We start from the raw sequence: 18,862 nt of genomic DNA, 5'->3' as shown, positions 1-18,862 counted from the left end.
TAGACGAGCAGCTGGCACTCGATAACAGAACTACAAGAAGGCCTGCACGTTCAGTGCAGGTTCACTGAACTGACTTCACCATCTCATCTCGCCGCAATCAAAGCGTCCTTCACGCTTGACATGGATCCGGCCACGGGTGCCTCATGGTGGACACCCCGACATGCAGACCAGTGGCTCGGTCGTAGAACTCTGACAACGTTGTCTTATCGGAGTTCTGTGCGGTCGGGGCCCCTTCCCCCACTTCTCACGAGGAGAGGCATGACCAAGTCACCGCGCAGGACGTGGTTCACGGCCGCCGGCAGCGCTCTCGCCGGCGTCGCCGGGCTGCTGCTGCCCGTCTTCGGCACCGCCGGTGCCGCCCAGGCCGCCGACAGCGGCATCCACGTCAGCAACGGCCGCGTCTACGAGGCCGACGGCAGCGAGTTCGTGATGCGCGGGGTGAACCACGCGCACACCTGGTATCCGACGGAGACCGGGGCCATCGCGGACATCGCCGCCAAGGGCGCGAACACCGTCCGCGTCGTGCTCTCCAGCGGCGACCGCTGGACGGAGACCAGCGGGTCCGAGGTGGCGTCGATCATCGGCGACTGCAAGGCCGCCAAGGTCATCTGCGTCCTGGAGGTGCACGACACCACCGGGTACGGCGAGGACGGCGCCGCCGCCTCCCTCGACCAGGCCGCCGACTACTGGGTGGGCGTCAAGAGCGCCCTCCAGGGCCAGGAGGACTACGTCGTCGTCAACATCGGCAACGAGCCCTACGGCAACAGCGGTTACGCCGCCTGGACCGACGCCACCAAGAGCGCCATCGGGAAACTCCGGAGCGGCGGCATCGAGAACGCGCTCATGGTCGACGCCCCCAACTGGGGCCAGGACTGGTCCAACACCATGCGGAACAACGCCGCGTCCGTCTTCGCCGCCGACCCGCACCGCAACACCATCTTCTCCATCCACATGTACGGCGTGTACGACACCGCCGCCGAGGTCCAGGACTACCTGAACCACTTCGTGAACAACGGACTGCCCATCGTCGTCGGCGAGTTCGGCGACAACCACAGCGACGGCAACCCCGACGAGAACGCCATCATGGCCACCGCTCGCTCGCTCCGCGTCGGCTACCTCGGCTGGTCCTGGAGCGGCAACGGCAGCGGCGTCGAGTACCTCGACATGGTGAACGGATTCGACGCCGGCTCCCTGACCGCCTGGGGGAACCGCTTCTTCAACGGCGCCGACGGGATCTCCACCACCTCCACCCGCGCCAGGATCTACGGCGGCGGAACCGGCGGCGGTGGCGGCAACACTGGCGGCACGGCACCGAACGGCTACCCGTACTGCGCGAACGGCGGCTCCACCGACCCCGACGGCGACGGCTGGGGCTGGGAGAACCAGCGCTCCTGCGTCGTCCGCGGCAGCGCCGCCGACACCGGATCCGGCGGCGGCAACACCGGCGGGACGGCCCCCAACGGCTATCCCTACTGCATGAACGGCGGCTCCACCGACCCCGACGGCGACGGCTGGGGCTGGGAGAACCAGCGCTCCTGCGTCGTCCGCGGCAGCGCCGCCGACCGCTGAGCACCAGGGCGCCCTCCCGTCTCCGAGGACGGGAGGGCGCCCCTCGTCGTGTGGCGGCTCAGGCCAGCTGGGTCGCCTGGAGGCGGGCGTAGGCGGAGCCGCGTGCGAGGAGTTCTCGATGGCTACCGGTCTCCACCACCCGCCCCCGTTCCAGGACCACGATCCGGTCCGCGCCCCTGATGGTGGAGAGGCGGTGGGCCACGACGAAGACCGTCCGGCCGGCGACCAGACGGGCCAGCGCCTCCTGGACCTGCGCCTCGGAGCGGGCGTCCAGCGCCGACGTGGCCTCGTCGAGGACCAGGACCCGGGGGTCGCGGATGAGCGCCCGGGCGATCGCCAGCCGCTGGCGCTGACCGCCCGAGAGGCGGGTGCCGCGCTCCCCCACGACGGTGTCGAGGCCGTCCGGCAGCGCGTCGACGAACTCGGCGGCGTTGGCGTCACGCAGGGCGCGCCGCAGCGTCGCCTCGTCGACGTGCTCCATGCCGTACGTGACGTTCTCCCGGACGGTCCCCTCGAAGAGCACGGACTCCTGGGGGACGACGGAGACGTGCCGGCGGAAGCTCCTCAGGTCGAGGCCGGCCATGTCCCGGCCGTCGAGGAGCAACCGGCCCGCCGTGGGGCGGTGGAAGCCGAGCACCAGGTTGAGCAGGGTGGACTTCCCCGCGCCGGAACCGCCGACGATCGCGAGCGTGGTGCCGACCGGCACGTCGAGCTCCACGCCGCTCAGGGCGGGCTCGTCGCCGTCGCCGTGCGCCAGGCCCACGCCCTCGAAGCGGAACGCCCCGGCGACCTCCTCCGCCTGCCGCTTGCCGTCGTTGACCTCCAGGTCCGGCGCCTGGAGGACCTCGCCGACGGACCTCAGGGACTCCACCGCCTTGCCCACGACGGGCGCCAGGGCCAGCAGGCTCGTCACCGCGCCGGTGAGCGTGGAGAAGTACGCGCTGAGCATGACGACCTCGCCCGGCGTGACCGACGTCCACCCGTGGTACGCGACGAGCGCCGCGCTCGCGAGGCAGGCCGTGCCCAGCCCGTTGAAGACCACCCAGGAGAGCGAGCCGAAGCGGGCGTTGAGCAGGTCCAGCCGGGTCCCCTCCCGCTGGACGCGGTCGAGCTCGCGCCCGACCCGGCCCAGGGCCGTGCGCTCCAGCGCGTGGGCGCGGGTGATGGGGATGAGGGTCGTCATGTCGCTGACGGAGGCGGACATGCGCTCGACCGAGCGGCGGTACGAGGTGTTGCCCTCGCCCAGCCTCGCGCGCAGGGCGCCGATCAGCAGCACGGCGACGGGGATCAGGACGAGGAAGACCGGCAGGAAGACCGGGGTCACGACGGCGATGACGGCGAGGCCGCCCGCCAGGGTCGCGACGGCGGTGAGGCCGTTGTCCGCGGTCTGCTGGAGTCCCGTCTCCAGCGTCTCGACGTCCCGGACCACCTTGGCGTGCAGCACGGACGAGCTGGTGCGGCTGTGGAAGCCGATGGAGAGCTGCTGCATCCGCGTCACGAGGGCGGAGCGCAGATCGCGGCCGAGCCGGCGGACCGCCCCGTGCATCCAGCGGACGTACAGCAGGTGCAGCGGCGGGTTGAGGAGGAGCACCGTGACCATCAGGGCGCAGTTCCACCAGAGTTCGGAGACCGGCCGGTGCTCGACGACGATGTCGATCACGTTCGCCGTCACCGGCGGGAGCAGCCACACGGGGGCGTGCTTGGCGAAGAACACCGCGACCGCTCCGGCGAGGCGGACGCGGTCGGGGCCGAAGAGGTAGCGGACGGTGTGGACCGGGTGTTCACCGCGGTAGCGGTGGTCGAGCGGACTGTCCTTCATGGCTTCTGCGGGCTTCCTTCGTCGGGACCGGCCGCGCCTCTCGCCGTGGCACGCGTCCGGTGGCGGCGTGGGGGCCAGGGCTCGGACCCGCCGCGTACGAGGGCAGCGCGGTCCCGCGGCCGTGGGACGGCCGGGATCTCCCTGGGGCGAGGACGGCGGCGTGCTCTCGGAGAAGCATGCGGCGGGCGGGCCCTCCGGTGCCAGTGCATGAGGGCCCACTCCGAAGTTTTACGAAACTCCAGCTAAACCATCTCGCGGGCCCGCGAGATCCAGGGCATCGGACCGGAAGAATGCGGCTCCGGATCAGCCGCTGGGACAGCCCTGCTGCCGGCAAACGAGGGATGAAACGGCAAGGCGGCACGCTGTGCGGGCACCGACTCGACGTCGACGGCCTTCACTGGCCGCTCCGAACCGCCTTCGTCGGGCGGCAGCGCCTCCACCGCCGCTGGCGGCGTACTGCTGCTCGTTGAACTCACCCTCGCGCTCCTCGAAGCCGTGCCAGCTCTCGTGGCTGAACATCCAGACGCGGGCGACGTCGACGCCGTCGGCCGCCATGCGGGCGAAGTGCGCGTCGATGCGGGCCTTGTCCATGTACTGGGTCTCGGTGTCGCCCGAGCCCGCCCCGAAGGTGAACATGTCATAGGCGTTGGCGCCGGCGAAGAAGTACTCCTTGCCGTCGAGGCAGAAGCGGATGCCGCAGCGGATGACGAAGGAATCGATGCCGTCGGCGGCGGCCGGAGCCGGGCGGGCGACGAGGAGGCCGGTGAGGGCCAGGACCGCCGCGAGGAGCCAAGCCAGCGAGCCCGCTCGTCTTGCCGGTGTAACGGCGTGGGGGGACGTACTCATGGGGTTCCCTTTCGTCCGGAGGGAGTGGAGGAGGAACCGGTTGTCTGCGGGGCGGCTCACCTGGAAAATCATTAACCGCCTAATCCAGAAGGAACCGCAGGGACAGCGCGGAGGCATGTCAATGATTGCAACTCCCTTTCACCGTATGTCTGTTGGGGCGAAGGATTCTCTGCCGACGCCTAGTACTCCAGCCGTAGTTCGTGATCTTCACGTCAGAGTGGCTTGTCGTCGGTAGTGGCTGGCCTGGGATCGGGCTTGATGGCAGCGTCGTCAGTCGGACCAGCGGAGTCGGTGCGTGTCTGTGTGGCTGGTCTGGGCGACGAGGGTGGTGAACAGGTGCTGGATCTCGTTGCAGGTCAGCGGGATCAGGCCGTCCGGAGTTTGTTCTTGAACGCGTTGGTGGGCGGTGGCTGCGGCGAGGAAGGCGTGGGCGAGCATCGCGAGTGTGACCCAGCGATGCCAGGACGTCCAGCGTCTGACCTGGTGTTCGTCCAGTCCGGCCAGTCCCTTTCCGGACTGGAAGGTCTCCTCGATCGTCCACCTGCGCCCCGCCACTTTCACGAGGGTGGACAGCGGCACCCGATCCGCCGAGTAGCAGCGGTAGAAGGCGAGTTCGCCGGTGCGCCGGTTGCGGCGGACGAGGAGGTGGCGGTGGCCGGGCCGGTCGTCGGTGATGTCGGCCAGGGCCCAGTCGTAGAAGCGGTGTCCCTTGGCTCCGGCGCCGGCGGAGAGCTTCTGCCATGCCCGTTTCGGCAGCTTCTTGACCAGGGTGTCGGCGCGGAACTTGCCCGCGTGGGTGGTGATCTGGTGGTCGCATGCGACGGCGAGGACGTAGCCGACCTCGCGCTCCTCCAGTGCGGTCCGCAGAAGCGGGTTGCCTCCGTAGACTTCGTCACCGGCCACCCAGGACGCGGGGACGCTGGCGTCCAGCGCACGGCCGATCATGCGGGCGGCGAGCGCGGGTTTCGTGGCGAAGCCGACGGTGTCGGGTATCCCGGCGGCCCGGCAGCGGGCGGTGTCCTCGACCCAGGAACGCGGGACATACAGCTCCCGGTCGATTGCCGCGTGTCCCCGCGGGGTCGAGTAGGCAAGGTAGACAGCGACCTGGCTGTTCTCGATGCGTCCGGCGGTGCCGGTGTATTGGCGCTGCACGCCCACCGTGGAGGCGCCCTTTTTCACGTCGCCGGTCTCGTCGACGACCAGCACCGCGTCGCGGTGGTGCAGCTGCTCGACGATGAAGTCGCGGATGTCGTCGCGGACCGCGTCGGCGTCCCACCTGGCCCTCGACAGCAGGTGCTGCGGGCCGTCCGGGGATGCGTCCCCTGCGTGCTCGGCGAGCGTCCAGCAGTTCTTGCGTGGCAGGTCCGACAACAGCCCGAGGACCAGTGCCCTCGCCCGGCGCCGCGGTTCCACTCGGGCGAACCGCCGCGCGATACGGCCCATCAGGACCTCGAACATGTCGTGCCAGCGGTCAGGATCTATGCTGTGACCTACGGCCACCGTCTGATCTTCTGTCTTCACACACCGATGATCACCGGTGGTCGCACCCGTTCCCGGACCAGCTCCGACCAGCAGGACTATCCGGGCTGGAGCACCAACTCTGGAGTCGATTCGGCCGATGGACATGTCCTCCCGGGAGATCCGCATCCCCCTCGACGAGGCCGTCGCGGTCCTGCAGGACCTGAACGAGTTCGTGGTATCCCTCGACCGACTCGGATCCCGCCAGGCGTCCGGAACCGCCGACGACCAGACCGTCGGGACATTCATCGCCGACTGGGATGTCGCCCGACGGTTGGCCCGCGCCCGACACGTCATCAGTGCTGCTCTGGATGCGCAACTGAGCGAAGAGGACAACACCGAGATCGACGCCCTCTGTGAACAGGGCCGCTTCTACGGAACGGAGAGCGCACCACCACCCTCCGCTGACCAGCCCAGCTGAGACGACAAGCGCATCAGAGCGGACCAATCGAGACGGACGCCAGTTCGACCGAAACCCGGCATCCAACCAGCAAGATCACGATCTACGGCTGGAGTACTAGCCTGCGGTTGGGCTTGCCGCCCATTGCGCCCCCTGAGACCAGCCACCAAGCGCATGGCCTGGCGGTAGGGTCGAGGTATCGAGGTTCAGGATGGAGCTGGGGTGCAGGTGAAGCGGCCGACGATGGCGGACATCGCTCGGCGGGCGGGCGTGTCGAAGGTGGCGGTCTCGTACGCGCTCAACGGGCAGCCGGGAGTCTCGGAGGCCACCAGGGCCGCGATCAAGTCCATCGCCGAGGAACTCGGCTGGCGGCCGAACAGCGCCGCCCGCGCGCTGACCGGCGGACGGGCACAGGCGGTCGGGCTGGTCGTACGACGGCCGGCGCGCACGCTCGGCGTGGAGCCGTTCTTCATGGAGTTCATCAGCGGCGTCGAGACGGTGCTCGCCGAGCACACGTATGCGCTGATGCTCCAGATGGCCGGGGACCAGGAGCAGGAGATCGAGGTCTGCCGGCGCTGGTGGGGCGAGCGGCGGGTCGACGGCGTCTTCCTGATGGACCTGCAGACCGAGGACGAACGGGTCGGCGCCGTGCAAGACATTGGCCTGCCCGCGGTGGCCATCGGGCCGCCCCAGGTTGCCGGCGGGCTGCCGGCCATCTGGTCGGACGACGGCGAAAGCATCCGCGAGATCGTGCGGTACCTGGCGGCGCTCGGGCACCGGCGGATCGCGCGGGTGGCGGGCCCCGCCGGACTCGCGCACACAGCGGTCCGCGACGCCGCGCTCGCGGACGCCTGCAGGGAGGCGGAGATCCCGGCGGCGACAGTAGTGCACACCGACTACACCGGTGACGCGGGGGCGCGGGCCGCGCGGGCCCTGCTGATCGCGCCCGAACGGCCGACGGCGCTCGTCTTCGACAACGACATCATGGCGGTGGCCGCGCTGTCGGTGGCGCAGGAGCTGGGTCTGTCGATCCCGGCCGACGTTTCGGTCGTCGCCTGGGACGAGTCGCCGCTGACGCAGGTGGTGCGCCCGACGCTGTCGGCCGTCACCCGCGACATCGCCGCGTACGGAGCCCGTTCCGCGACCGCGCTCCTCGCGCTGATCGGCGGAGAGGACGTCGGCAGCGTGCGCGAAGGGTACGCGCACTTCGTGCCCCGCGGCAGCACCGCTCCGCCGCCGGCCCCGCGCTGACCACCCGTCCCCGAGAAGCCGGCCAGGGGCTGAACCGTCCCCTCGTACGGCCCGGCCCCTGGCCGGCTTCCGGCTCCTACTTGGTGGCTCCCTGGGCGAAGCCGTTGTAGATCCACCGCTGGAGGAGCAGGAAGACGATCAGCGTCGGGACGATGACGAGGATCGCGCCGGCCGAGATGGCCTCCCAGTGCGCCCCGAAGGGGCCCTTGAAGCGGAAGAGGGCGGTGGAGATCGTCCCGAGGTCCTCGGAGTGCATGTAGAGGAAGGGGATGTAGAAGTCGTTGTAGGTGGTGATCCCCTTGATGATGACGACCGTGGCGATCGCCGGCTTCAGCAGCGGGAAGATGATTTTCCGGTAGATGGTGAAGGCGTTGGCGCCGTCGAGCCGGGCGGCCTCGTCGAGGGAGACCGGGATGCCCCGGATGAACTGCAGGAAGATGTAGACCGAGACGATGTCGGTGCCCATGTAGAGCAGGATCGGCGCCCAGCGGGTGTCGATCAGGCCGAAGCTGTTGATCACCTGGAAGGTCGCGACCTGGGTGGTCACGCTGGGCACGAGGGTGGCGACCAAGAAGCCGGCCATGACGAGCTTCTTGCCCCGGAAGTCGAAGCGGTCGACGGCATAGGCGGTCATCGAGCCGATGATCACCGTCCCGCCGATCGAGAAGACGAGGATGAACGCGGTGTTCCCGAACGCCATCAGCATCTTGCCGTCGTTGAACGCCGTGACGTAGTTGTCCAAGTTGAACCAGTTCCCCGGCAGGGAGAGCGCGCTGCCGTCGCCGATCTCCTCCGAGGTCTTGAGCGAGGTCAGGAAGACGACGGCCAGCGGGATCAGGACGACCGCGGACGCCACGAGGAGCGACAGGTAGGTCAGCACGCTCCCCACGGGCAGCCGGCGGCGGGAGGTGCGGGGCCCCTTCACTGTGGCGGCGGTGAGGTCGGGCGAGGTCATACGAGGTCCACCTTGTCGTCGGGCACGAGCCGGCGCTGGATCCAGGTGACCAGCAGGATGATCACGAGCAGCACCACGGCCGCGGCCGAGGCCAGGCCGGTCTTGTTGAACTGGAACGCGAGCTTGATCGTCTGGATGACGAAGGTCTGGGTGCCGGTCGCGCCGCCGGTCATGATGTACGGGATCTCGAAGACCGAGAGGGATCCGGAGATCGCCAGGATTGCGCTCAGGCTGATCACGGGCTTGATGCTCGGCGCGATGATGTGCCGGAACTGCTGCCACTTCCCTGCCCCGTCCAGCTCCGCCGCCTCGTACAGCTCGCTCGGGATGGACTGGATCGCGCCGAGGAAGAGGACGAAGTTCAGTCCGGTGAACCGCCAGACGGAGACGCCGGCGAGGGAGACGTTGGCGGAGGTCGGGTCGCCCAGCCAGGAGTGGTCGGTGGTCACGCCGAGCCACGCCAGCACGGAGTCGAGGGTGCCGCCGTCCTGGAAGAAGTACAGGAAGACGAAGCCGATCGCGACGCCGTTGACGAGGTAGGGGAAGAAGAGGATCCCCTTGAAGAAGTTCCGGAACCGCAGGTTGAAGCTGAGGATCACCGCGAAGTACAGCGCGACGACGATCTGCACCACGGACGCCGCGAGGTAGTAGCCGCTGACGAAGAACACCCGGAAGAGCTCGGGGCGGGTGAAGATCTGGACGTAGTTGTCGAACCCCACGTTCTCCCGGTCCGGGCTCACCCCGTCCCAGTCGGTGAAGCTGTACGAGATCATGCTCGCGACGGGGACGTACGTGAACGTGATCAGTAGGGCGAGCGGGGCCGCGAGGAAGAGCCAGGGCGTGATCCGCCGCAGCGGCGAGTCGCGCCAGGATCTTGTCCGTCCGGCGGCGGGGCCGCGTCGGCGGCCCGCCAGGCGAGGGAGCCCCCCCTGCCTGTCAGCGTTGGCCTTGTCCATGCTGGATCGCCCTGTCATGGCGGCGCCCTCTAGTGCGGTGTCGGTGGTGTGGGTCATGTCGGCCTTTCGTGTCCGCGGCTGCGGAAGGTCCAGGGGGCCCCGGCCGGTGTCGTGCGGCCGGGGCCCACCCCGTCGGTATCAGCTACCGACGGTCTTCGCCGCCTCGTCCCACCTCTTGTTGAGGTCGGCGAAGAGGTCCTCGAGGCTCCCCTTCGCGGCGCCGCGGGCCGTGTCGATCAGCTTCTGGCGGTAGTCCTGCTTGTTGAGGCCGATCTCCGAGGCCTCGTCGATGTCGTTGACGACCGCGGTCTTCGCCTCGGAACGGTCGAACAACATGACATCGTTGTCAACGAATTCCTTCAGGGTGGCGGGCATCGGAGCGGACTTGACCGCGGAGACCACGCCCTCCTTCTCCGCGAAGCCGGACTTCTCGGTGAACCAGTCCACCCAGGCGCGCGCAGCCGGCTTGTTCTTCGAGTGAACGCTCACGGCCTGCTGGTAGTCGGAGACCAGGGCGGCACAGTGCTCGCCGTCCTTCTGGACCGGGAACGGCATGAAGCCAATGTCGGCGGCCGAGCCGCCGACCTTCTTCGCCGCGTCCTGCATCTGCGTGATCGACCAGGAGCCGAGCATCATCGTGGCGATCTTACCCTCGCCCAGGAGGGTCTTGGACGCCTCCCAGTTGGTGGTCGACGGGTCCTTCTCCGACAGGCCCTGCTTCACGATGTTGTAAAGGAGACCATCGGTGGTGTGCAGTTCACTGCCGGCCTTCCAGGGCGAGACCGGGCCCGCGAGCGCGTTGCTCGCCTGGTCGTCGCAGCCGACGACCCCCAGGTTGCTGGTCCACTGGACCAGCGGCCAGCCGTCCTTGAAGTTGGTGTAGTACGGGGTGGCGCCGGTCTTGTCCTTGATCGCCTTCAGGCCGACCAGGAACTCGTCCGGGGTTTTCGGCCACTCGGTGACGCCCGCCTGCTGCCAGACCTTCTTGTTGTAGACGAAGCCGTTGGCGGTGCCGAACTGGGCGATGCCGTAGACCTTGCCGTCCACCTCGGCCTTGTCACTGAAGCGGTACTTCGACAGCTCCTCGGCCGTACCGAGGGGAGCGAAGAACTTCGGGTAGTCGTTCTTGGCGACCGCACCGGGGATGAAGAGCACGTCACCGTACTCCTTGGTGTTCATGCGGATCTTCACCTCCCCCTCGTAGTCGGTGATGCCGTCGAACGTGACCTTCACCTTCGGGTAGACCTTGTTGAACTCCGCCGCGTACTTCTCCAGCGTCCCGTTCTGCGCCAGGTCGGTCCGCTGCGTGAGGACCTTGATCTCGCCGGAGACCTCCTTCGGGTCCGACGGAGGAGCGGCCACCTCCCCGGTGGCACCGCCACCCCCGCCACCGCACGCCGACAGCGCCAGCATCACGGCAACCAGCACAGCGCCCGAGAGCGCGGTCGTCTTCTTGTTCCCCATGGCCCAACTCCTTCAAAGTCACGGCTCAGGTCATCGGTGGGATGACGGCACTATGTCAGCCAGTCGTGAACCGGTAAAGTGTTGATTTCCAGCGTGATGCCTAATCGTTACCCGGACCAGCCGAATATCAAGGGCCGATGAAGCCGCGTGTCCGATCCGCCCCATGTCGTACAGGCCACGCTTCACCGGTTCATGGACAGTTGAGTAAATGTACGGCTAACTTGTCGGCCCGTACATGCATCCCGCCCGCTGCCAGGCGATTGGAGCCGCACACCATGAAGGACGTCACCCAGCTGCACGAGGGGTGGAGCCTGCGCCACGAGGGCGCAGTGCTCCCGGCGCAGGTGCCCGGTTGTGTCCATACCGATCTGCTCACCGCCGGGGTGATCCCGGACCCGTTCCTCGGACTCAACGAGACGGAGATCGACTGGGTCGGCCGCCGGGCGTGGTCGTACGAGACGGACCTCGCCGCCGCCGACGGCGCGCACGAGCGGTCCGAGCTGGTCTTCGAGGGCCTCGACACCGCCGCCGAGGTGCTGCTCGACGGCGTGTCCCTCGGCTCGACCCGGAACATGCACCGCGTCCACCGCTTCGACGTGACAGGGCGGAGCGGCCGCCTGGAGGTGCGCTTCGACTCGGCGTACGACGAGGCCGAGCGGGTCCGCGCGCTCACCGGCGACCGACCGAACGTCTACCCCGAGCCGTTCCAGTACATCCGCAAGATGGCCTGCTCCTTCGGCTGGGACTGGGGACCCACCGTGGTCACCGCCGGCATGTGGCGGCCGGTGCGGATCGAGCGCTGGTCGACCGCCCGGCTCGCCGAGGTCCGGCCGCTGGTCACCGTGGACGGCACGGCCGGGCGGGTCGAGCTGCGGATCGGGGCCGCGCGCACCGACGGCGGGACCGGCCGCCGGCTCACCGTCCGCGCCACCGTGGCCGGTGTGGTCGCCGAGACCCCCTTCGAGGGCGCAGAGACCGTGCTGCGTCTGGAGGTGCCAGAGCCGGAGCTGTGGTGGCCGCGGGGGTACGGTGCCCAGCCGCTCTACGGGCTCGACGTCGAGCTCCTGGACGAGGGCGGCGAGCCGCTCGACTCCTGGTCGCGGCGGATCGGCTTCCGTACCGTCACCGTCGACCGCTCGGCCGACGAGCACGGCACCGGCTTCACCTTCGTCGTCAACGGCGTCCGGGTCTTCGCCCGCGGGGTCAACTGGATCCCCGACGACGTCCTCCCCTCCCGGGTCACGCCCGAGCGGTACCGCGCCCGCCTCACCCAGGCCGCCGAGGCCAACATCGACCTCGTCCGCATCTGGGGCGGCGGGATCTACGAGGACGACGCCTTCTACGACGTCTGCGACGAACTGGGTCTGATGGTCTGGCAGGACTTCCTCTTCGCCTGCGCCGCCTACCCCGAGGAGCAGCCGCTGCGCGGAGAAGTGGAGGCGGAGGCCCGTGACAACGTTGTCCGTCTGATGCCACACCCCAGCCTCGTGCTCTGGAACGGCAACAACGAGAACCTGTGGGGCTTCCGCGACTGGGACTGGGAGCAGCCGCTGGCCGGCGACTCCTGGGGCGAGGGCTACTACCTCGGCGTCCTGCCCCGGATCGTCGCCGAGCTCGACCCCACCCGCCCCTACACGGCCGGCAGCCCCTGGTCGGGCTCCTGGGACCACCACCCCAACGACCCCCGGCACGGCACCCACCACTCGTGGGAGGTCTGGAACCGGCAGGACTACGCCGAGTACCGGGCCGATGTGCCCCGTTTCTGCGCGGAGTTCGGGTGGCAGGCGCCACCCGCGCTCGCGACCCTCCGGCGCGCCCTGCCGGGCGAGGACCTGGCCCCCGACTCCCCCGGGATGCTCCACCACCAGAAGGCCGAGGACGGCAACGGCAAGCTGAACCGGGGCATCGAGCGCCACTTCGGCCTGCCCGAGGGGGACTTCGACCGCTGGCACTACCTCGCGCAGGTCGTGCAGGCGCGGGCGGTGGCAGCGGGCATCGAGCACTGGCGCTCCCACTGGCCGGTCTGCGCGGGCACGGTCGTGTGGCAGCTCAACGACTGCTGGCCGGTGAGCAGTTGGGCCGCGATCGACGGCGGCGGCCACCTCAAGCCGCTCTACCACGAGCTGCGCCGCGTCTACGCCGACCGCCTCCTCGCCCTCGTCCCCGCCGAGCAGGGCCCGGTGCTCGCCCTCGACAACCAGTCCGGGACCACCTGGCGCACCACGGTCACCCTGCGCCGCCTCGGCGCGGACGGCGCGGTCCTGAAGGAGGCGGCGCTGGAGCTGGAGGCGGCGGCCCGAACGGTCGTACGCCTGGCCGTCCCGGCCTCGCTGCTCCCGGACGCCGACTCCGGCAAGGAACTGCTGGTCGCCGACGCGGACGGTCTGCGGGCGGTCCATCTTCCGGTGTACGAGAAGGAGTTCGCCTATCCGGCGCCCGTGTACGACGTCCTGATCGGGCCGGCCGGGAACGGCGACTCGGTCGTGACGGTCACCGCCCGCACCCTCGTCCGTGACCTCCTGCTCCAGGCCGACCGGCTGGCCCCGTCGGCGAGCGCCGACCACGGCCTGGTCACCCTACTGCCGGGCGAGCAGGTTCGGATCACGGTGCGGGGCTGGGCGGGCGACGACCCTGAGGCCGTGCGGGCGGCCCTGTTCAGCGTGGGAGCGGCGTGAACTCCCCAGCCCCTCGCATCTCCGGCCCGCGCGTCACGATCAACGACGTCGCCGCGCGGGCCGGGGTCTCCAAAGGCGCCGTCTCCCTCGCCTTCAACAACCGTTCCGGGGTGTCCCCGACGACCCGCGAGCGCATCTTCGCGGCGGCCCGGGAACTCGGCTGGAGCCCGAACCAGACCGCGCGCAACCTCTCCGGCCGGCGGGCGGGCATCGTCGGCCTGGCGATCTGCCGGCCGGCCCGGCTGCTCGGCCTCGAACCCTTCTACATGGAGTTCATCTCCGGCATCGAGGACGTCCTCACCGAACGGTCCTGCTCTCTCCTGCTCCGGCTCGTCCGCGACCTGGACGAGGAGACCACCCTCTACGAGGAGTGGTGGCGCAGCCGGACGGTCGGCGGGGCGATCCTCGTCGACTTCCACCAGGACGACCCGCGGGTTCCGTCCCTGCGTGCCCTCGGCATGCCCGTGGTGGCCGTCGGAGACCCGTCGCTGACCGGGGGGTTCCCTTCGGTCTGGACGGACGACGCCTCCGCCGCCGCCGAAGCGGTGCGCTACCTCGCCGCGCTCGGCCACCGGCGCATCGCCCGCGTCGGCGGCCCCGCCGGCCTCGGCCACAGTGGCATCCGCGCCGCCGCCTTCGAGTCCACCATGGCCGAACTGGGCCTGGACGGAGGGCGACAGATGGCGACCGGCTTCGTCGGGGAAGAGGGCGCGCGGGCGACCCGCAGTCTCCTGATGTCCCCGGACCGGCCGACGGCGATCGTGTACGACAACGACATCATGGCCGTCGCCGGGGCCGCGGTCGCCTCGGAGATGGGCCTCTCGGTCCCCGACGACGTGTCCCTGCTGGCCTGGGACGACTCGCAGTTGTGCCGGCTGACGCATCCACCGCTGTCCGCGATGAGCCACGACGTGCACCACTTCGGCGAAGAGGTCGCCCGCACCCTGTTCGGGATCATCGAGGGGACTCACCAGGGCTCCCGCCAGGTGCCCACCCCGTCCCTGACGCCGAGAGGGTCGACAGGCCCGCCGCGACGCACGTAGGCGGACAGGCACGACGTTGAGGGGGCGCCCGTACGGGCGCCCCCTCAACGTCGTGCGTCCTCTCAGGGGCGCCGAAAGCGGACGAGGAGCGGGTCCGAGGCAGGGACGTGCCTGCGGAACCCGCTCCTCTCGCACCCGGTGCGGCGGGTGCGGTCCAGAGGGTCAGCCCTTGGCGCAGGGGACGCCGTCGAGGCTGAAGGAGGCGGGCACGGCTCCGGGGCCCGTGACGTTGACGCCGAAGCTCACGGCGCCGCCGGCCGGGACGGACGCGGTCCAGGACTCGCTGGTGGCGCGGACCTGTCGGCCGGTCTGGGTGACGGAGGCGTTCCAGGCGGAGTTCACGGTGGTGCCGGCCGGGAGGGTGAAGTCGAGCTTCCAGCCCTTGAGGGGCTGTTCGCCGGTGTTGCGGACGGTGATGTCGGCGTTGAAGCCGGTGCCCCAGTCGTCCAGGCGGTAGGCGATGGAGCAGCCGCGCCGGTAGACGCCGGCCTCCTTGGCGGTCCGGCGGATGCCGTCGGGACCGTTGAAGAGGCGCTCGCCCCAGGCGCTGAGCCGGTCGGCGTCGAAGGCGGTGGCGAGGTCGAGGTACTCGACGCCGCCGCCGTTGCCGCTCCAGGACCAGCCCAGGTAGCCGAGGTCCAGCCGACGGGCGGTGGCCATGATCGCGTCCTCGTCGGGGTTGCCGTCCGAGTGGTCGTAGCCGAACTCGCCCACCACGATGGGGAGCCCGCGGTCGACGAAGCTGCCGAGGTAGTCCTCGACCTCGGCGGCGGTGTCGTACACGCCGTACATGTGGATCGAGAAGACGGTGTTGCGGTCGGGGTCGGCCGCGAAGACGGCGGGGGCGTTCTCGCTCATGATGCCCGACCAGTCCTGCCCCCAGTTGGGCGCGTCGGCCATCAGGGTGTGGTCGAAGCCGGCTGCGCGCAGCCGGCCGATGGCGTCCTTGGTGTCCTGCGTCCAGGCGGTGTAGCCGGCGTTGCCGTGGGGCTCGTTGCCCAGGTTGACGATGACGTACTTCTCCTGTCCCTTGAGGGCCCCCGCCACCTCCAGCCAGTAGTCGACGGCCTCGGAGAGGGAGGCGGCGTCGCTCTGCTCTCCGTATCCGGTGGTGTCGTGGGCCTCCAGGACGCAGACGAGCCGGTTGGCCTTGCACTGCGAGACGACGGCCGCGACGTCGGCGGCGTCGTTCTTCGTCCAGCGGGTGCCGGTGGAGAGGACCACGCGGACCGAGTTGGCGCCGAGACCCTTGATGTCGGCGAGGGACTGCCCGGTGCGGTCGGTGTACCAGGTGTGGGCGTGGTTGACGCCCCGGAGGACGAAGTCCTTGCCGGTGGCGTCGACGAGCCGTCCGTCCACGACGCGGAAGCCGTCGGAGCGCTCGGCGGCCTGGGCGGTGACGGGGACCGAGGTGATCGTGGCGGCGAGGGCGAGCAGCGTCGCCGTCGAGAAGACTCGTGTCCTGTTCATGTGGTGCTCCCAACTCGGTACCGCGCCCGGGGAGGAGTGCGGGCGCGGGGGTGCCTGACATGGAGTGAGATCGCGGCTGATCGGGGTCGGTAGCCCCGGGCGGGCCCACGGGTGGTGGGCGGACCGCCGCCGGGCCCCACTGCCCGGAGATTGCTGCGGCTCGATTCCCGGCAGTGGGGATTAACCGCCGATGCGGTTCAGGCCGTCGCCCTCGTCGATCAGCGAGTTCTCCTGCCGGTTCCTGGCGGCCGAGTTGAGGCTAGAGGCCGTGATGGCCGATAACAATAGGCAAGACATAACCGGTTAAGTTTAGTGATGGTTTTGTTGACGCCTTCACAGATCAGGCCAGGCGTTCCGCAGTGCCTGTCGTAGCGCGGAAGGCCACACCGGCACCTTCCAGTCCAGCTCCGGCGCCCGCGGGCACGTACACAGCCTGCCCGGGGCCGATGTGGAGGTTCTCCTCGGCCGACGAGACAGTCAGTGTCCCGGCGGTGCAGAGGAGGATCTGCGGGGCGTCCACGGTCACGCGCCGCCGCGGTCCACCAGCCCGTAGGCGGTACCGCGACAGGCGGAAGTCGTCCACCGGCGCCGGGTACACCTCCTCGCCCCCCTCTTCCCGAGGCGTCAGGACGCGGGCTGCGGGTGCGCCGAAGCGGACGACCCGGGTCAGCTCCTCCGTGTCGACGTGCTTGGAGGTCAGCCCGCACCGCAGGACGTTGTCGGAGCTCGCCATGATCTCCACGCCGAGCCCGGAGAGATACGCGTGGGGGACTCCTGCGCCGAGGAACAACGCCTCGCCGGGGCTCAGCTCGACGTACCGGAGCATCAGCGACGACAACAGCCCGGCGTCCCCTGGATAGATCTGCGCGATGCGGTCATAGGCGGCGATGCAGGGTTCGCCCGAGCCCGCCACCGCGACCGCCAGTGCTCGGGCGACAGCGTCGATCAGGCCCGTCGGCGGTCGGAGGAACGCTCGGAACACCTCGGCGAGCGCCTGGGGCTCGGGAACGACCCGCAGAGTCTCGACGTACGGCCGAAGCGCCGGCACCTCCAGGGAAGCGAGCAGGTCGGCGGTGTCCGCCGGGCTCCGGAAGCCACACAGACCGCGGAACGGGGTGAGGGCGACGATCATCTCGGGTTTGTGCTGGTCGTCGCGGTAGTTGCGGTGCGGGGCGTCCAGGGGGATCCCGAGCGCGTTCTCCCGGGCGAATCCGGACTGGGCCTGGGCGAGGTCCGGGTGCACCTGCACGGAGAGCGGCGCCTCAGCCGCCAGGAGCTTGACCAGGAACGGAAGACGGGATCCGAACCGTTGCATGGTGCCCGCTCCGAGTTCGCCCTCCGGATCCTCGGCAACCACCCGGTCCAGCGGCATCACGACCTCCCCTCTGGACACTCGGGAGGGCGCCGCTGGATGGGCACCCATCCACAGTTCGGCCTGGGGAGCCCCGGTGGGCTGCGCACCCATGAGGTCCGGCAGCAAGGTGCGGGAGCCCCAGTCGTAGGGCTGGACGGTGTTGCGGAGGAGATCCATGGTCTTTCCCTGAGTGCGTACGGTGAGGTGAAAGGGCTGGACGCCGCGGCACCCCGAAGGACGCCCAGTGACGGTGTATGTGGACACGAAGAGAAGGCCCCCGCCCGCGTCCCGGTGGAGGCCGGACGTCAGGTGGCCGTCTGACCCCTCGTCCCCGCTCCGGCGCGGGACAGCCCGGAGGCTGCGACACCGGCGGCGGCGGCACCGATCAGTCCCGCGTCGAGGGCCAGGCCGGCAGGCACGACCGGGACGTCCCGTGTGAAGTCGAGGACGGCGTACGACTTCAGGTGGTGCCGCAGCGGCGCGAACAGCACCTCGCCCGCTTGCGAGACCCCTCCCCCCACGACCACCAGGTCGAGTTCGACGAGCGCGGCCGTCGCCGCGATGGCGGCGGCCAGGGCGCGGCCGGCCCGGTCGAACGCCGCGAGCGCCCTCGGGTCGCCCGCGCGCGCCGAGAGCTCGACCTCGCGGGCCGTGGCGGGAAGGCCGGCCGGGGGCGTCCAGCCCGATTCCAGCGCGTGGACCGCGATCGCCGTACCGCTGGCGTAGCGCTCGACGCACCCCCGGGCGCCGCAGGGGCACACGGGACCGTTCTGGTCGACGGTGATGTGGCCGATGTGGCCGGCGTTCCCCGTCGTCCCCGCGTGGAGGGAACCTCCCAGGATCAGGCCGCCGCCGACCCCGGTCGAGACGACCATGCACAGGGCGTTCGCGGCGCCCTTCGCGGCTCCGATCCAGTGTTCCGCCGCCGCCATGGCGACCGCGTCGCCGACCAGCACGGGCTCGATGGCGTCCGGCACGGCGGGATGGTTCCGCACCCGCTCCACGAGCGGGAAACAGCGCCAGGCAGGGATGTTCACCGGGCTCACCGTGGCCGCGTAGGTGTCCACGGGGCCCGCGCTCCCGATGCCCAGGCAGGACAGCGACGCCCACTCGGGATGGGTGGCCAGCTCGTCCACCACCGAGGTCACCGCAGCCATCATCGCCTCGGCGGACTCCCGCGCGGGAGTCGGCCGCTGCGCCCGCACCACCACGCGTCCCTCGGCATCGACCAGCGCCCCGGCGATCTTCGTACCACCGATGTCCAGCGCTCCGTACACCATCCCGCCCAACCTCTCCGAACCGTCCGAACTGTGCGGACCAATCTGCCAACGGATGACAACGTTGTCTACAGAGTAACGGATCCGGTTAAGTCGTGTGAACGACGCGAGATTTGAATTCGAGTCCGCCCTCGTTCGAGCGTCGGCGCATACCCCGAACTCCGTCGCAGCCCCGCGCGGAAAGGCAAGCGTCCCGCATGGCAACGTTCGCCGTGCATCAGCAGGTGTGGGTACCACACTTTCACCTTCCCCGACGCCATCCGGT

Annotated in this window: 14 protein-coding genes; 5 read left to right on the top strand and 9 right to left on the bottom strand. The window is 69.8% G+C overall.

Features of this window, described 5'->3' with window-relative positions; translation table 11 throughout:
- The first annotated feature begins 258 nt into the window (after positions 1-258).
- Entirely contained in the window at positions 259-1,569 is a 1,311-nt protein-coding gene (locus ACIRB7_RS10585; protein WP_403595326.1) for a cellulase family glycosylhydrolase, read from the top strand.
- Positions 1,570-1,627: 58 nt separating this feature from the next.
- Here the strand turns inward: ACIRB7_RS10585 and ACIRB7_RS10580 are convergent, their stop codons facing one another.
- The 3 genes from ACIRB7_RS10580 to ACIRB7_RS10570 all read right to left on the bottom strand — a co-directional run bounded on the left by ACIRB7_RS10580 (position 1,628) and on the right by ACIRB7_RS10570 (position 5,677).
- Entirely contained in the window at positions 1,628-3,388 is a 1,761-nt protein-coding gene (locus tag ACIRB7_RS10580; protein WP_403595323.1) for an ABC transporter ATP-binding protein, read from the bottom strand.
- Positions 3,389-3,691: 303 nt separating this feature from the next.
- Positions 3,692-4,234, bottom strand: coding sequence for a hypothetical protein (locus ACIRB7_RS10575; RefSeq protein WP_403595321.1), 543 nt, complete (start codon positions 4,232-4,234; stop codon positions 3,692-3,694).
- Between the two features lie 270 nt (positions 4,235-4,504).
- A complete protein-coding gene (locus ACIRB7_RS10570; protein ID WP_403596171.1) occupies positions 4,505-5,677 on the bottom strand; it encodes an IS701 family transposase in 1,173 nt (390 codons plus the stop codon).
- Positions 5,678-5,852: 175 nt separating this feature from the next.
- Between ACIRB7_RS10570 and ACIRB7_RS10565 the strand changes: the two genes are divergently transcribed.
- The gene (locus ACIRB7_RS10565; protein WP_403595318.1) at positions 5,853-6,173 is read left to right on the top strand and encodes a hypothetical protein; all 321 of its coding nucleotides are present in this window, start codon (positions 5,853-5,855) and stop codon (positions 6,171-6,173) included.
- A gap of 222 nt (positions 6,174-6,395) precedes the next feature.
- Complete coding sequence (locus ACIRB7_RS10560) at positions 6,396-7,403, top strand: LacI family DNA-binding transcriptional regulator (protein ID WP_403595316.1); 1,008 nt, start codon at positions 6,396-6,398, stop codon at positions 7,401-7,403.
- Positions 7,404-7,479: 76 nt separating this feature from the next.
- Here the strand turns inward: ACIRB7_RS10560 and ACIRB7_RS10555 are convergent, their stop codons facing one another.
- The 3 genes from ACIRB7_RS10555 to ACIRB7_RS10545 form a co-directional block, all read right to left on the bottom strand.
- Complete coding sequence (locus tag ACIRB7_RS10555; RefSeq protein WP_403595313.1) at positions 7,480-8,358, bottom strand: carbohydrate ABC transporter permease; 879 nt, start codon at positions 8,356-8,358, stop codon at positions 7,480-7,482.
- A complete protein-coding gene (locus tag ACIRB7_RS10550) occupies positions 8,355-9,332 on the bottom strand; it encodes a carbohydrate ABC transporter permease (protein WP_403596168.1) in 978 nt (325 codons plus the stop codon). The genes ACIRB7_RS10555 and ACIRB7_RS10550 overlap by 4 nt, the downstream gene beginning before the upstream one ends.
- A 120-nt stretch (positions 9,333-9,452) precedes the next feature.
- Positions 9,453-10,778 carry an ABC transporter substrate-binding protein gene (locus tag ACIRB7_RS10545; RefSeq protein WP_403595310.1) on the bottom strand — a complete coding sequence of 442 codons (1,326 nt, stop codon included), beginning with the start codon at positions 10,776-10,778 and terminating at the stop codon, positions 9,453-9,455.
- A gap of 275 nt (positions 10,779-11,053) precedes the next feature.
- On the opposite strand from ACIRB7_RS10545, the gene ACIRB7_RS10540 reads away from it, so the two are divergent.
- A complete protein-coding gene (locus ACIRB7_RS10540; RefSeq protein WP_403595307.1) occupies positions 11,054-13,453 on the top strand; it encodes a glycoside hydrolase family 2 protein in 2,400 nt (799 codons plus the stop codon).
- A complete protein-coding gene (locus ACIRB7_RS10535; RefSeq protein ID WP_403595304.1) occupies positions 13,450-14,496 on the top strand; it encodes a LacI family DNA-binding transcriptional regulator in 1,047 nt (348 codons plus the stop codon). Before ACIRB7_RS10540 ends, ACIRB7_RS10535 begins: the two co-directional genes overlap by 4 nt.
- 162 nt (positions 14,497-14,658) lie before the next feature.
- Here ACIRB7_RS10535 and ACIRB7_RS10530 read toward each other — a convergent pair whose 3' ends face one another.
- The 3 genes from ACIRB7_RS10530 to ACIRB7_RS10520 all read right to left on the bottom strand — a co-directional run bounded on the left by ACIRB7_RS10530 (position 14,659) and on the right by ACIRB7_RS10520 (position 18,600).
- Positions 14,659-15,966, bottom strand: coding sequence for a cellulase family glycosylhydrolase (locus ACIRB7_RS10530; RefSeq protein WP_403595301.1), 1,308 nt, complete (start codon positions 15,964-15,966; stop codon positions 14,659-14,661).
- A 340-nt stretch (positions 15,967-16,306) separates the two neighbouring features.
- Positions 16,307-17,497 (bottom strand): mannose-6-phosphate isomerase, class I, encoded by a 1,191-nt coding sequence (gene manA / locus ACIRB7_RS10525; RefSeq protein ID WP_403595298.1) that lies wholly within the window; start codon positions 17,495-17,497, stop codon positions 16,307-16,309.
- Positions 17,498-17,625: 128 nt separating this feature from the next.
- Positions 17,626-18,600, bottom strand: a complete 975-nt coding sequence (locus ACIRB7_RS10520) for an ROK family protein (RefSeq protein ID WP_403595295.1) — start codon at positions 18,598-18,600, stop codon at positions 17,626-17,628.
- Between the last annotated feature and the right edge of the window lie 262 nt (positions 18,601-18,862).

This window comes from Streptomyces sp. NPDC093795 (assembly GCF_044764665.1).
In the GTDB taxonomy this organism is placed as follows: Bacteria; Actinomycetota; Actinomycetes; order Streptomycetales; family Streptomycetaceae; genus Streptomyces.
Note: the sequence above shows the minus strand (reverse complement) of the source record. Positions and strands in the feature narration are given on the sequence as shown.

Coding starts and splice junctions, on each gene's coding strand:
- ACIRB7_RS10560 (WP_403595316.1), top strand. CDS start 6,396: ATGGCGGACATCGCTCGGCGGGCGGGCGTGTCGAAGGTGGCGGTCTCG.
- ACIRB7_RS10545 (WP_403595310.1), bottom strand. CDS start 10,778: ATGGGGAACAAGAAGACGACCGCGCTCTCGGGCGCTGTGCTGGTTGCC.
- ACIRB7_RS10565 (WP_403595318.1), top strand. CDS start 5,853: ATGGACATGTCCTCCCGGGAGATCCGCATCCCCCTCGACGAGGCCGTC.
- ACIRB7_RS10570 (WP_403596171.1), bottom strand. CDS start 5,677: ATGGGCCGTATCGCGCGGCGGTTCGCCCGAGTGGAACCGCGGCGCCGG.
- ACIRB7_RS10550 (WP_403596168.1), bottom strand. CDS start 9,332: ATGACAGGGCGATCCAGCATGGACAAGGCCAACGCTGACAGGCAGGGG.
- ACIRB7_RS10575 (WP_403595321.1), bottom strand. CDS start 4,234: ATGAGTACGTCCCCCCACGCCGTTACACCGGCAAGACGAGCGGGCTCG.
- ACIRB7_RS10585 (WP_403595326.1), top strand. CDS start 259: ATGACCAAGTCACCGCGCAGGACGTGGTTCACGGCCGCCGGCAGCGCT.
- ACIRB7_RS10540 (WP_403595307.1), top strand. CDS start 11,054: ATGAAGGACGTCACCCAGCTGCACGAGGGGTGGAGCCTGCGCCACGAG.
- ACIRB7_RS10520 (WP_403595295.1), bottom strand. CDS start 18,600: ATGGTGTACGGAGCGCTGGACATCGGTGGTACGAAGATCGCCGGGGCG.
- ACIRB7_RS10530 (WP_403595301.1), bottom strand. CDS start 15,966: ATGAACAGGACACGAGTCTTCTCGACGGCGACGCTGCTCGCCCTCGCC.
- manA (WP_403595298.1), bottom strand. CDS start 17,497: ATGGATCTCCTCCGCAACACCGTCCAGCCCTACGACTGGGGCTCCCGC.
- ACIRB7_RS10555 (WP_403595313.1), bottom strand. CDS start 8,358: ATGACCTCGCCCGACCTCACCGCCGCCACAGTGAAGGGGCCCCGCACC.
- ACIRB7_RS10580 (WP_403595323.1), bottom strand. CDS start 3,388: ATGAAGGACAGTCCGCTCGACCACCGCTACCGCGGTGAACACCCGGTC.